The following is a 13,109-nucleotide window of genomic DNA, read 5'->3' on the forward strand; positions in this document are numbered from 1 at the left end:
CATGATCAACCTGCCCCGCGACCGTATGGATCAAGTCGTCAAGCGTTTCGAGATGCTCGAAGCGCAGATGTCGGCCGGGCCGGCTGCCGACGCCTATGTGAAAATGGCGTCGGAATACGCAGAGATCCAGGACATGGTGGCCAAGGTCCGGTCGCTGCGCTCGGCCGAGCATGAGCAGGCCGATCTGGAGGCGATGCTCGCCGACAAGGGCACCGACGCCGAGATGCGAGCACTGGCCGAGGCCGATCTGCCAGCGGTCAAGGAGCGCATCGAGGCGCTGCAGCAGGACATCCAGATCCTGCTTCTGCCCAGGGATGCCGCCGACGACAAGAACGCCATTTTGGAAATCCGCGCCGGTACCGGCGGCGACGAGGCGGCACTGTTCGCCGGCGACCTGTTTCGCATGTATGAGCGCTATGCGGCGGCACGCGGCTGGCGTTTCGAGGCGGCATCGGCCAGCGACGGCGATGCCGGCGGCTTCAAGGAAATCATCGCCACTGTGTCGGGCAAGGGCGTCTTTGCCCATCTGAAGTTCGAATCCGGCGTGCACCGCGTGCAGCGCGTGCCGGCGACCGAGGCCAGCGGGCGCATCCACACTTCGGCGGCGACGGTCGCGGTGCTACCCGAGGCCGAAGAGGTCGACATTGACATCAAGGCCGAAGACATCCGAATCGATACGATGCGCGCTTCGGGTTCCGGCGGCCAGCACGTCAACACCACCGATTCGGCGGTGCGCATCACCCATCTGCCAACCGGCATCATGGTGGTGCAGGCGGAAAAGTCGCAGCACCAGAACCGGGCGAAAGCCATGCAGATCCTGCGTGCGCGGCTCTATGACCTCGAACGCGGCAAGGCCGATGAGGAGCGCTCGGAATCGCGCAAGTCGCAGGTCGGTTCGGGCGACCGCTCGGAGCGCATCCGCACCTACAATTTCCCGCAAGGCCGCGTCACCGACCATCGCATCAATCTGACGCTCTACAAGCTGGAGCGGGTGATGATGGGCGAACTCGACGAGATCATCGACGCGCTGCTTGCCGATCATCAGTCGAAGCTGCTCGCCGATATGGGCGTCGATGGCTGATATCTTGCCCGGCAAGCTCGGGCTGCTGCTCAAGGCGGCGCGGGAACGACTTGCGCTGGCCGGTGTCGCCGATCCGGCGCTCGATGCCAGGCTGATCGTCGAGCATTTTTCCGGCACGAGCCGCACGCAGGCTATCGCAAATCCAGAGCAGGCGGTCGATGCCGGCATGGTCGCCGCGATTGATGCCGCCTTGCGCCGGCGTATCCTGGGCGAGCCGGTGCACCGCATCCTCGGGTTTCGCGAGTTCTACGGCTTGCGGCTGTCACTGTCGCCGGACACGCTGGAGCCGCGGCCGGATACCGAAACGCTGGTCGAGGCGATCCTGCCCTTGGTCAAGACGACAGCGGAGCAGCAAGGCGGATGCCGCATCCTCGATCTTGGCACCGGCACCGGCGCCATTGCTCTGGCACTACTCAGCGCCGTACCGGCCGCCATCGCCACCGGCGTCGATGTTTCAGAGGGCGCGCTGGAAACCGCCATGCGCAATGCGTGGGATCTGGGTCTTGGCGGCCGGTTCGAGGCGCTCCACTCCAACTGGTTCGAAAAAGTTTGCGGCCGATACCATGTAATTGCCGCAAACCCTCCCTATATACCGTCTCAAGACATTGGAAATCTGCAGGATGCAGTCCGCGATTTCGACCCGCACAAGGCCCTTGATGGCGGCGCGGACGGTCTTGGCCCCTACAGGATCATCGCTGCCGAGGCGGCAAGGTTTCTGGAAGCTGAAGGCAGGATAGCGGTCGAGATCGGCCATACGCAGCGCCAAGAGGTTACAGATATATTCGCATCGGCCGGCTATGTGCTGGCCGGGGCGTTCCGCGATCTTGGTGGTAACGACAGGGTTTTGATCTTTGAACTGTGAATGCCTTGATGCAGTGCGAAAAAAGCGCTTGGCAATGCCGGGGAATGCGGCTAGGGTCGCCATAACCGGATGAGACGAAGCAGGCAGTGCTCTTAGCGATTCGGTTTTCCTTGGAAATAGCTGCCTTCTTGCGCAAACGACGCCCAAGCTTCGTGCGGGAATCGTCCGGCAAGTGATGTAACCGGAACAGGATGACACGTGGCGCCAACGCAATTGATGCGGGCGAACGCCGGTGAAGAAACGAAACGGCTGGCTGCATGAGCGCCTCCGTTCGTGAAGAGTTTTTCGAAAATTTCAAAATGAAGAGAGTCGAATGAGGCCACAACAGCAGAACAGGCGCATGCGCGGTCGCAACAACAATGGCGGCGGCGGTGGCAACAACAATAACAACAACAACAACCGCAAGGGGCCAAATCCCCTGACGCGCAACTACGAGAGCAACGGCCCGGACGTGAAGATCCGTGGATCGGCTCAGCAGATCGCCGAAAAATACGCCACCCTTGCCCGTGACGCGCAGAGCTCCGGCGATCGGGTCATGGCGGAAAACTATCTCCAGCATGCCGAGCACTACAACCGCATCATCGCCGCCGCACAGGCGCAGTTGCCGATCCAGAACGCGCAGCAGAACCGCGACGATTTTGACGATGACGGCGACGACGATCGCGACGATTTCGACAATTCCGGCAACAACAACGGCAATGAGACACAGGCTCCGGTGGTCAATCACGGTGCCGGTCCGCAGCCGGTCATCGAGGGCCCGCCGGCCGAGCTGGCGTTCAACCAGGAAAACAGCCGCGACAATCGCAACAATCGCGACAACAATGGCCGCGACAATAGTGGCCGAGACAACAATGGCGGGCGCCATCGCGACCGCCGTCCCGGTGGTGGCTATGGCCAGAACGGCCAACGTGGCGACAATCCGCGCAATGAGCAGGGTGGTCAACGCTTCGACCAGAGCCGACCCAATGAAACGCCTGTGCAGGCGGAAACCGTTTCGCAGGCCGACACCGGCTTCGTGCCTCAGACCGAAACGGGTTTCGTGCCCCGGACCGAAGCGAGTTTCGTGTCCCAGGCCGAACCTGTTTTCGTGGCCGAGCCCGTACCAATGTTTGATAGTTTTTCGCCGGCGGCTCTTGCCGCTCAGGCTGAACTCAACGAAGCCGCCGCTGAAAGCGGCGCTGCACGCCGGCCGAAGCGTCCGCGCCGTCCGCGCCTAAACGCCGACCAGGTGGATGGCGGCAATGACACTGCAGCAGCAGACGCGGATACGGCGCCGGCTGAAGACAATGGTGGCGAACCGGCCGCTGTCGTCGTCGACAACTGATCAATCAAGGCTTTCGGATAGCGCTAGACGGCGGGGAGAAATCTCCGCCGTTTTTGTTTTGCCGGCCTGTGGAATATTGTGCGTTGACCGATATCAAGGCGTCTTGAGAGACCGTAGCCTATACACCATATCTCGCGTGAACAGGACCCGGCTCGAACGAGCGGGTCCGTCACCGCAATCTGATCCGGTGCCGCAAAGCGGGCCGGTGATGGAAGGAGACAGATATGAACCTTGAAAAATACTCCGAGCGCGTTCGCGGCTTCATCCAGTCCGCGCAGACCATGGCGCTTTCGCGCAATCACCAGCAATTCACCCCAGAGCATATGCTCAAAGTCCTCGTCGACGACGATGAGGGGCTGGCGGCATCGCTCATCGAGCGCGCCGGCGGCAACGTCCGCGACGTCAAGCTCGGCGTCGAGACGGCACTCGAGGCGATGCCCAAGGTGGAAGGCGGCAATGGCCAGCTCTATCTGGCGCAGCCGCTGGCCAAAGTGTTTTCGACCGCCGAGGAACTGGCCAAGAAGGCTGGCGACAGCTTCGTTACCGTCGAACGGCTGTTGCAGGCGCTTGCCATGGAGAAGTCGGCCAAGACCGCCGACATACTGGCCAAGGCCGGCGTCACCGCGCAGACGCTCAACCAGGTGATCAACGATGTCCGCAAGGGCCGCACCGCCGATTCGGCGAGCGCGGAGCAGGGCTATGACGCGCTGAAGAAGTATGCGCGCGACCTCACCGCGGATGCCCGCGCTGGCAAGCTCGACCCGGTCATCGGCCGTGACGACGAGATCCGCCGCACCATCCAGGTGCTGTCGCGCCGCACCAAGAACAATCCGGTGCTGATCGGCGAACCCGGCGTCGGCAAGACGGCGATTGCCGAAGGGCTGGCGCTGCGCATCGTCAATGGCGACGTGCCGGAATCGCTCAAGGACAAGCAGTTGATGTCGCTTGATCTTGGCGCGCTGATCGCCGGCGCCAAATATCGCGGCGAGTTCGAAGAGCGGCTTAAGGCTGTGCTGTCCGAAGTCACTTCCGCCAACGGCAACATCATTCTGTTCATCGATGAGATGCATACGCTGGTCGGTGCCGGCAAGGCGGATGGCGCCATGGACGCGTCGAACCTTTTGAAGCCGGCGTTGGCGCGCGGCGAACTGCATTGCGTCGGTGCGACCACGCTCGACGAATACAGGAAGCATGTCGAGAAGGACGCAGCGCTTGCTCGCCGCTTCCAGCCGGTGTTCGTAGACGAACCGACGGTGGAAGACACGGTGTCGATCCTGCGCGGCCTGAAGGAAAAGTACGAGCAGCACCACAAGGTGCGCATCTCGGATTCGGCACTGGTTGCGGCGGCAACACTGTCCAACCGCTACATCGCCGACCGTTTCCTGCCGGACAAGGCGATCGACCTTGTCGACGAAGCCGCGTCGCGGCTGCGGATGCAAGTCGATTCGAAGCCCGAGGCGCTGGACGAGATCGATCGCCGCATCATGCAGCTCAAGATCGAGCGTGAGGCGCTCAAGGTCGAGAAGGACGACGCGTCGAAGGACCGGCTCGCCCGCCTCGAAAAGGAACTCTCCGGCCTCGAGGAAGAATCGACCGAGATCACCACSAAGTGGCAGGCCGARAAGCAGAAGCTCGGGCTYGCCGCCGAYYTSAAGAAGSAGCTCGACGAGGCCCGCAACGASCTYGCCATTGCCCAGCGCAAGGGTGAATTCCAGCGCGCCGGCGAGCTTGCCTATGGCCGCATTCCGGAACTGGAAAAGCAGCTGAAGCAGGCCGAAGCCCAGGACGGCAAGGTCGGCATGGTCGAGGAAGTGGTCACGCCCGACCACGTCGCCCATATCGTGTCGCGCTGGACCGGCATTCCGGTCGACAAGATGCTGCAAGGCGAGCGCGACAAGCTGTTGCGCATGGAAGACGAGATCGGCAAGCGCGTCATTGGCCAGGGCGAAGCGGTGCAGGCGGTGTCCAAGGCGGTGCGGCGTGCGCGTGCGGGCCTGCAGGATCCGAACCGGCCGATCGGCTCGTTCATGTTCCTCGGGCCGACAGGCGTCGGCAAGACCGAACTGACCAAGGCGCTGGCCAATTTCCTGTTCGACGACGAAGGCGCCATGGTGCGCATCGACATGTCGGAGTTCATGGAAAAGCACTCGGTGTCCCGGCTGATCGGCGCTCCTCCCGGCTATGTCGGCTATGAGGAAGGCGGCGCGCTGACCGAAGCGGTGCGGCGCAGGCCCTATCAGGTCGTGCTGTTCGACGAGATCGAGAAGGCGCATCCGGATGTGTTCAACGTGCTGCTGCAGGTGCTCGATGACGGCCGCCTGACCGACGGACAGGGCCGCACCGTCGACTTCCGCAACGTGCTGATCATCATGACGTCGAATCTCGGTGCCGAATACCTGGTCAATCTGAATGAAGACCAGGATGTCGACGTCGTGCGCGACGAGGTGATGAATGTCGTCAAGGCGTCGTTCAGGCCGGAGTTCCTCAACCGCGTCGACGAGGTGATCCTGTTCCACCGGCTGCGCCGGCAGGATATGGGCCGCATCGTCGAGATCCAGCTCAAGCGGCTGGAAAGCCTGCTCGTCGAGCGCAAGATTACGCTGTCGCTCGATCAGGAGGCGATCGACTGGCTGGCGGCCAAGGGCTACGACCCGGCCTATGGCGCGCGGCCGCTGAAGCGGGTGATGCAGAAGGAACTGCAGGACCCGCTGGCGGAGAAGATCCTCCTCGGCGAGATCCTCGACGGTTCGACCGTCAAGGTCACCGCCGGCTCCGATCGGCTGAATTTTCGGTCGAAGCCAACGGTGGTGGCGACCGAGGCGGCAGCCTGAACCCAGGCTGCCTTTCATAAAATGGCGGGGCGCGGATGACGCTGGACGACTACAACGGCTTCTGCGCCTCGCTGCCTTCGACACACCATGTCGTGCAGTGGGGCGGCGCTCATGTCTGGAAGGTCGGAGCCAAGGTTTTTGCCATTGGCGGCTGGGACGAGGGGAGAGAACCCTTCGTCACCTTCAAATGTTCCGAGATTGCCTATGACATACTGAAGGAGCAGCCGGGCTTGCGGCCGGCGCCCTATCTTGCGTCGCGCGGCATGAAATGGATCCAGCGTCAGACAAGCCAGAGCATGGATGATGATGCGCTGAAAGACTATCTGCGCGAAAGCCATCGCCTTGTCGTGTTGAAGTTGACGAAGCAGGCGCGCGTGGAATTAGGCCTGTAACCGCCGGAAATCCGCCATCTTCATGCCCGGTTCATGTTGGAACCTTATGGTGGGGTAACTGGTTTGCTGGCGAAGGGGTTCGCCTAGCATGACACTGCCGGGCGGCGGCAACTACGGATCGGAGAGTTTGGCAACGATGTTCCGCACGATCTTCACCCTTTCGGTGTTCGCCGCTGGGCTCGTTTCTTCCGCCGCGCTCGCCGCGCCGACGCAGGACACCGCGCCGCGGGTTGCTCACGCTGGCGACGCTGGCGGCGTGCTTGTCGCCCAGAACGGCGATTTCGATGTCTACTACGATGCCAGAGGAAACCGCGTCATCGTCGATGCGGAGTCCGGCAAGGTGATCGCCATCCAGCCGCCGCAGACCAGGCTCGACCGCCGTGCGTTGCGCCGCCAACTGCGGGCACGCGAACTCGGACGTGCACCCGTCGAAGATGACGACCGCTACTATCTCGACAATCCCGAGGACATGGCGCGCTACCGCCGCAAGCGGCTGGACGAGGATGGCAACATCATCATCGAGCCGCAGGTCGAAGAATCCGGTCCTTATGGCGACAATTCGGAGCAAGCCTTTCCTGATCCGCCGCAGGGTGGTGGTATCAATCCGGAGATTTCGCAGCCCGAGGAGCCGGGCACTGTCAAGCGCCAGCCGCTGGACGAGGCTTCGATAGAACCCGTCGAGCCGACCGAGCAAGGTGCACTGCCGTCAAAGACGGACGGCAAGGCATCGGTCGATCCGTCACTTTCGCTCGGCGCACGCCAGGACGTGGCGAACCTGCAGGTGCTGCTCGACCGAGCCGGCGCCTCGCCCGGTGTCATCGACGCACGCTTCGGCTCCAATGTCGACAAAGCGCTCGCCGCCTACAACGAGATCACCGGCAGCAATCTCAAGTCGACCGATGCGGTCGGCATCCAGGCAGCCCTTGCGCAATCCGGCGGTGATGCGTTCGCCTCCTATACCATCACACCGGAGGACGCCGCCGGCCCCTATGTCGCCTCGATACCGGAAGATTACAGCAAGAAGGCGCAGCTCGATCGCATGGGCTACACCTCCGTCACCGAAGCGCTGGCCGAGCGCTTCCATATGGATGAGGCCTACCTGAAGTCGCTGAACCCGGAGGCCGCTTTCAACCGCCCCGGAACGATCATCAAGGTCGCCAATTTCGGCAAGCTGGTGGCGACGCCGGTTGCCCGCATTGTCGCCGACAAGGGCAAGAAGGAAGTCTTCGCCTATGACGCGGCGGACAAGCTGATCGCAGCCTACCCTGCAACCATCGGCTCTGCGGACACGCCGTCACCCACCGGCATCCATGCGGTGTCGCGGATCGCGCTCGATCCGAACTACACCTACAACCCCAACATCAATTTCAAGCAAGGCGAAAACGACAAGGTGCTGACCATTCCGCCCGGCCCGAACGGCCCGGTCGGCTCGGTGTGGATCGCGCTGGACAAGCCGACCTATGGCATTCACGGCACGCCGGAACCCTCCAAGATCGGCAAGACCGAAAGCCATGGCTGCGTGCGCCTGACCAACTGGGACGCGCGCGAACTGGCCAAGATCGTCTCGCCGGGCGTCACAGTCGAGTTCGTCGGCGGATCGTCAGCCGATGACCTTGCGCAGCAATGAGCCACGCAACGCGGTGGCATAGATCAGCTGCACAACCAGGATGAAGCCGACACTGAGCAAGGGGCTGATGAGAGAGAGCGCCGCGCCGACCGCCCACAGGATCTGCGCCTTGACGATGCGCATATAGACGGTGCGCCTGGTTTCCGCGTCGACGTCCTCGGCGACCAAGCCGTTTTTCTCCGCATACCGCCAGCTGGCGAACAGCGTCACGCCCAGCATCAGCAGATTGAGCCAGTAGACCAGCACCGCTGTCCTGAATTCGAGAAAGTCGGCCAGAAGGTCGGTCGAGAACGGCAGCAAAGCGATGAAGGCGAGAAAACACAGGTTCAGCGTTGCAAGGCGCCGGTCTGACCTGGCGATCAACCCATGCTGCGCCTGCTGGCCGAACCAGAAGATGGTCAGCGTCAGGAAGCTGAGCGCATAGGTCAGAAAGCGCGGCGCCAGGGCTGCGATCGCCGAAAGCAATTCGCCTTCCGAGTGGACCATTTCGTGCGCCGGCACCCTGATTTCGAGAACGATCAAGGTGAGCGCGATGGCGAAGACGCCATCGGTGATGCCGACGACGCGCCCGCGCGCCTCCGCAGACGGTTCGAGCGGTCGCTTCATGTGTTTTTCCCTCTTTGGGTTGCTCCGAAAAACTTAGCATGAGATTCGCGGTTTGCACCGGGATCGGCGACATCCTGCCCACGCGGTCAGGCCGTTGCCGAATCTGGTTTCAATGTGGGTCGCTCGCTGGCCGGTTGTTGCCGGCGCATTGCAGGTCTAAGCAAGCTTCCATGAAATCTCCAAGCGAAGCTGCCGCCATCCCCCTGACCGGTTCCCTTCCAAGCGATTCGTTTTGTCCGCAAGCGCAGCGCCGTTTTGTGCTGATCGCGGCGATCCTGGCCTCGGCGCTCGGCTTCATCGACGGTTCGATCCTGGCCATCGCCATGCCGGCGATCCGCGTCAATCTCGGCGCCAGCCTTGCCGAGGCGCAGTGGATTTCCAACGCTTACGCACTGACGCTGTCGGCCCTCATCCTCGCCGGAGGTGCGGCCGGGGACCGATTCGGCCTGCGGCGTGCCTTCGTCGCCGGCATTGCGCTGTTCATCGTGTCTTCGCTGGCCTGCGCGGTGGCGCCGAACGCGGGTGTGCTTATTGCTTTTCGCGCGATACAGGGCATCGGCGCCGCCATCATGGTGCCGGGCAGCCTCGCCATCATCGCCAAGGCCTATCCGAAGAAGGAGCGCGGCAGGGCGATCGGCATCTGGGCGGCGGCCTCGGCGCTGACCACCGCACTTGGCCCGGTGCTGGGTGGCCTCGTCCTGTCGGCTTTCGGCGATGGCATCTGGCGGGCGATTTTCGCCGTCAACTTGCCGCTCGGCCTGTTCGCGATCTATCTGCTGCTGGCCAAGATCCCGGCCGATGCGCCAACGGAAAAGCGCAGCCTCGATCTCGGCGGTGCGGCGCTGGCCACGCTGGCGTTCGGGGCGCTGGCCTACGGCCTGACCTCGATGAGCGGCAAGGGCGAGGGACTTATGTCGGGCCCGAGCATCGCCGCCGGCGCGGTGCTGCTCGTCCTCTTCATTGTCTTCGAGCGCCGGCAGCGTGAGCCGATGATCGACCTGTCGCTGTTTCGCATACGCGCTTTCGCCGGCGCCAATGTGGCAACCTTCTTCCTCTATTTCGCGCTGTCGGCCAATCTGTTCTACCTGCCGATGCTATTGATCGCCGGATGGGGGCTCAGCACGGCCGAGGTCGGCTTCATCTTCCTGCCGCTGTCGGCGTCGATCGCGCTGTTGTCGGGTCCGGTCGGACAATGGTCCGATCGCATCGGGCCGCGCTTTCCGATCGCCACAGGCAGTCTGGTCGTTGCCTGCGCCTTTGCCGGGCTTGCCTGGCTCAGCCGTGCCGGCATCCACAGTTTCTGGACCGGGGTTTTTCCGCTGATGGCGGTGATGGGGCTTGGCATGGCGCTGGTCGTGTCGCCGCTGTCGACCGCGATCATGACAGCGGTCGAGGACAAGGATACCGGTGCTGCCTCGGGCATCAACAATGCGGTGTCGCGCATTGGCGGCCTGATCGCGGTGGCGGCGATGGGGTCGCTCGCCGCCTTAGTCTATTCGACGGTGCTGGATATTAGCGTCAGGCCTGGCATCCCGGGCTTTGGTGAACCGGCAATGGCCGGCATTCCGCCCGAACTCGATGCAACGCGGCTCGCCGCCAGCGATGCGGCCTTCTCGGCCATCGCCTGGGTCACCGCACTGCTTTGCCTGCTTTCGGCAGTTATTGCCTGGACGACCGTTTCCGGCGAGCGGATGCCATGGTCGCCCCGCCCAGAAAAACGGCAGAGCTGATTCGTCTGTATTGACTCGAGAGCACTGATTCGAAGGCACAGATTCGGGGGCGCGAAGGGTTAACCTTCGATCTTGGCGCTCGCGACCTTAAGCGAGTTGCTGTCCTGCTGCTTGAGCAGGTCGTCGATGCGCTCGCGCTCGCGCTTGAAGGCAACCAGGTCGTCGCCCTTCAGCACCTTGCCGACCGGCAGGCGGACTCGCATCGAATCGACCTTGGTGCCGTTGACGATCAACTCGTAATGGAGATGTGGACCGGTGGAGAGGCCGGTCTGGCCGAGAAAGCCGATGACCTGGCCCTGGCGGACATGAACGCCCGGCTCGATGCCTTTGGCAAAAGCGCTCTGGTGATTGTAGGACGTCTCGTAACCATTGGCATGGCGCAAGATGATCTGCTTGCCGTAGCCGCCAGCCCAGCCGGCCTTCTCGACGACGCCGTTGCCGGCGGCGATGATCGGCGATCCAATCGGAGCGGCCCAATCGGTGCCTGTATGCATACGGACATAGCCGAGGATCGGGTGCTTGCGCGCACCAAACCCGGAGGTAAATCTGCCGTTGGGCAGCGGATTGCGCAGCAGGAACTGCTCGGCGCTCGAGCCATTCTCGTCGAAATAGTCGGTGCTGCCGTCCTGCAGTTGGAAGCGGTAGAAGTTGCGCGTCTGGCCGCCGAAGGTCGACGACACATAGAGCAGTTCAGAGTCGTCGGACGCCTGGTCGTCGCCGTCCGGCTGCGAGAACAGCACTTCGAGGCGATCCGCCGGATTGAGCCGCGACTGGAAGTCGACGCCTGATGCCAGCAGCTTGACCAGCCGCTGGGTCATCTTCTTCGACATGCCGTAGGAATAGGCGGCGCGATAGATGCCGTCATAGATGTTCGGCAGATTGCCGCGCACCACCACCGGCGGTGAGTCGTCGAACGCCGTCAGCAATTCGGGATTGGGTTCCGGCTCCTGCGCCGGCACATACTGGCCGTGATCGTCGAGCGCGATGGTCACGATATGCGTGGTCTTGTCGTAGACGCTGGTGCGGACCACCTTGGCGGCGTCGCCATGCACCTCAAGACCGACGCGCAGCACGGTTCCTGCCTTGAGCGCCGGTGCGTTGAGCAATTTGGCGATCGCCTCGGCCATGCCGGTGGCGTCATCACCCGTATAGCCCGAATCAGCAAAGGCTTCTGTTATGTCGCGGTCCTTGGTGAAGGGAATGATTTCCTCGGCGAAAGCCGGCGTCTGGTCGTCGGCGATGGCGCGGGGCGACACCGAGACGTTCTCCGGCACGATCTTGACGTCGTAGGAGCCGGCCATGCTTTCGGCAAAAGCATCGCCGAATCTCTGCGGATCGACATAATGCAGCGATGCGACCTGCACGGCGCCGTCGCTTAGGTCCGAGCCGGCCTCGCGCACCACTTTCTCCACCTCGTCGGCGGACAGGTCGCTCTTTTCGTCGAAGGCCGCCGTCTCCATCGGGAAGTCGACCGTCTTCAGGCTCATCTCGCTTTCGACCTTGGCGCCATAGATCTGGCCGGCGGCAGCCGCGGCGGTTGCCGGCTGGCCGGCATTGTCGTCGCCGTCGTCGCCAAATACCTGCATCGGGTCGAAGGGCGGATAGGGGCGATTGGTCGTATGCCCGGCGGCAAGCGCCATCTTGATCTGCACGAAGGGCATGGTGTGGATGACGTCGCGGTCGCCGACCTTGGTCACCATCGACACCTCCATACGCCGACGGTCCTTGGCCTTGGCGATCTGGCGCGGCGGCACCAGCCTGGTGGTCTTGGCGACTTCACCGGAATCATCGCCATTGGCAATGCTGATCAGCTCGGCGATCTCGGGCGGCGTCGCCAGTTGCTGGCGGCCGTCAAGGGCGGCGAACAGCGCCACGCCCATCAGCACGCTCGAGGTGACGCCGGTAAGGAAGGTGCCCGACAGCCAACGCGCCGAGACCTCGCGCCGGTCGGGCGGGCCGCTGCGACCGTCCGCGATCAGCGGCGGCTCGTTGCCGAGTACGGCTATGACATCTTCCGTGTCTGGCATCCAGAAAGGCTGCTTCTTCCCCGGGCGGAACGGCTTGTCGCTTTTGTTGGGCCATGACATTTGCCTGTCACGGCGAGTGAAGTCAACGAAGTGGCGAAATCCCCACTCACACGCTCTGTCCTACGGCCCCTTATAGAGAGGCGTCTTTGCTCTCTTATAGGAGGTGCCAACCGATGGTACGCAGACCCCGCTTTGGTCTCTTGTAAGAAGGCGCCGCGCGGGTCGCGCGGAGGCCTTCTTTGTTGGTCTTGGTGTCGAACGGCAATGCGGCGGCAATAGGGCTCCTTCTTGGCACCCCAATGTTTCCCTGGGGCAGTCCGCTGGCTCCAAAACTTCTGTCGCAAAAAGTTCAAAAACATGGTTGAGTGGTGTTGACAGTTTGGATGGGTGGCGACTATATACGCCTCACGAACGAGGGCGGTGCGCCGCTGGCGGCGAAGCAGTTTGCTTCTGAGAAAGCCCTTGTGAGAATTCAAGAGAGCCGCGTAAGCGACACTCGGACGGCCCCGAAGCCACAAGCGTAACGGGCCACGACATCGCGTCTGCGGCGTCTGTTCTTTGAAAATTGAATATTGAAGAAAGAGAAACGTGGGCGGCAGAGTCCTGCTGAACCTCTTATCCCGCCAGGG

Annotated in this window: 9 protein-coding genes; 7 read left to right on the forward strand and 2 right to left on the reverse strand. The window is 62.7% G+C overall.

Annotated features, from left to right (window positions below; all coding sequences use genetic code 11):
• Position 1 precedes the first annotated feature (1 nt).
• The 6 genes from prfA (at position 2) to AC1DVW_RS20180 (ending at position 8,117) form a co-directional block, all read left to right on the forward strand.
• Complete coding sequence (prfA, locus tag AC1DVW_RS20155; RefSeq protein ID WP_477250056.1) at positions 2-1,081, forward strand: peptide chain release factor 1; 1,080 nt, start codon at positions 2-4, stop codon at positions 1,079-1,081.
• Complete coding sequence (gene prmC, locus AC1DVW_RS20160) at positions 1,074-1,943, forward strand: peptide chain release factor N(5)-glutamine methyltransferase (RefSeq protein WP_477325325.1); 870 nt, start codon at positions 1,074-1,076, stop codon at positions 1,941-1,943. The genes prfA and prmC overlap by 8 nt, the downstream gene beginning before the upstream one ends.
• A 313-nt stretch (positions 1,944-2,256) precedes the next feature.
• Positions 2,257-3,267, forward strand: a complete 1,011-nt coding sequence (locus AC1DVW_RS20165) for a DUF4167 domain-containing protein (protein ID WP_477325327.1) — start codon at positions 2,257-2,259, stop codon at positions 3,265-3,267.
• Positions 3,268-3,491: 224 nt separating this feature from the next.
• On the forward strand, positions 3,492-6,098 hold the full coding sequence (gene clpB / locus AC1DVW_RS20170; RefSeq protein WP_477325329.1) for an ATP-dependent chaperone ClpB: 2,607 nt from the start codon (positions 3,492-3,494) through the stop codon (positions 6,096-6,098).
• Between the two features lie 35 nt (positions 6,099-6,133).
• Positions 6,134-6,490 carry an MmcQ/YjbR family DNA-binding protein gene (locus AC1DVW_RS20175; protein ID WP_477325331.1) on the forward strand — a complete coding sequence of 119 codons (357 nt, stop codon included), beginning with the start codon at positions 6,134-6,136 and terminating at the stop codon, positions 6,488-6,490.
• A 136-nt stretch (positions 6,491-6,626) separates the two neighbouring features.
• Complete coding sequence (locus AC1DVW_RS20180) at positions 6,627-8,117, forward strand: L,D-transpeptidase (RefSeq protein WP_477325356.1); 1,491 nt, start codon at positions 6,627-6,629, stop codon at positions 8,115-8,117.
• On the opposite strand, the gene AC1DVW_RS20185 is transcribed toward AC1DVW_RS20180, so the two are convergent.
• Entirely contained in the window at positions 8,091-8,723 is a 633-nt protein-coding gene (locus AC1DVW_RS20185; protein WP_477325333.1) for a TMEM175 family protein, read from the reverse strand. The genes AC1DVW_RS20180 and AC1DVW_RS20185 overlap by 27 nt on opposite strands.
• A gap of 170 nt (positions 8,724-8,893) precedes the next feature.
• Here AC1DVW_RS20185 and AC1DVW_RS20190 point away from each other — a divergent pair, with 170 nt between their 5' ends.
• Positions 8,894-10,453, forward strand: coding sequence for an MFS transporter (locus AC1DVW_RS20190; protein WP_477325335.1), 1,560 nt, complete (start codon positions 8,894-8,896; stop codon positions 10,451-10,453).
• A gap of 59 nt (positions 10,454-10,512) precedes the next feature.
• On the opposite strand, the gene AC1DVW_RS20195 is transcribed toward AC1DVW_RS20190, so the two are convergent.
• Entirely contained in the window at positions 10,513-12,480 is a 1,968-nt protein-coding gene (locus tag AC1DVW_RS20195; RefSeq protein ID WP_477325337.1) for a M23 family metallopeptidase, read from the reverse strand.
• Positions 12,481-13,109 lie beyond the last annotated feature (629 nt).

This window comes from Mesorhizobium sp. P3_B5, from assembly GCF_056402815.1.

Bases quoted from the DNA above. Each gene is read 5' to 3' on its own strand.
- prfA (WP_477250056.1), top strand. From the start codon at position 2: ATGATCAACCTGCCCCGCGACCGTATGGATCAAGTCGTCAAGCGTTTC.
- prmC (WP_477325325.1), top strand. From the start codon at position 1,074: ATGGCTGATATCTTGCCCGGCAAGCTCGGGCTGCTGCTCAAGGCGGCG.
- AC1DVW_RS20165 (WP_477325327.1), top strand. From the start codon at position 2,257: ATGAGGCCACAACAGCAGAACAGGCGCATGCGCGGTCGCAACAACAAT.
- AC1DVW_RS20175 (WP_477325331.1), top strand. From the start codon at position 6,134: ATGACGCTGGACGACTACAACGGCTTCTGCGCCTCGCTGCCTTCGACA.
- AC1DVW_RS20180 (WP_477325356.1), top strand. From the start codon at position 6,627: ATGTTCCGCACGATCTTCACCCTTTCGGTGTTCGCCGCTGGGCTCGTT.
- AC1DVW_RS20185 (WP_477325333.1), bottom strand. From the start codon at position 8,723: ATGAAGCGACCGCTCGAACCGTCTGCGGAGGCGCGCGGGCGCGTCGTC.
- AC1DVW_RS20190 (WP_477325335.1), top strand. From the start codon at position 8,894: ATGAAATCTCCAAGCGAAGCTGCCGCCATCCCCCTGACCGGTTCCCTT.
- AC1DVW_RS20195 (WP_477325337.1), bottom strand. From the start codon at position 12,480: ATGCCAGACACGGAAGATGTCATAGCCGTACTCGGCAACGAGCCGCCG.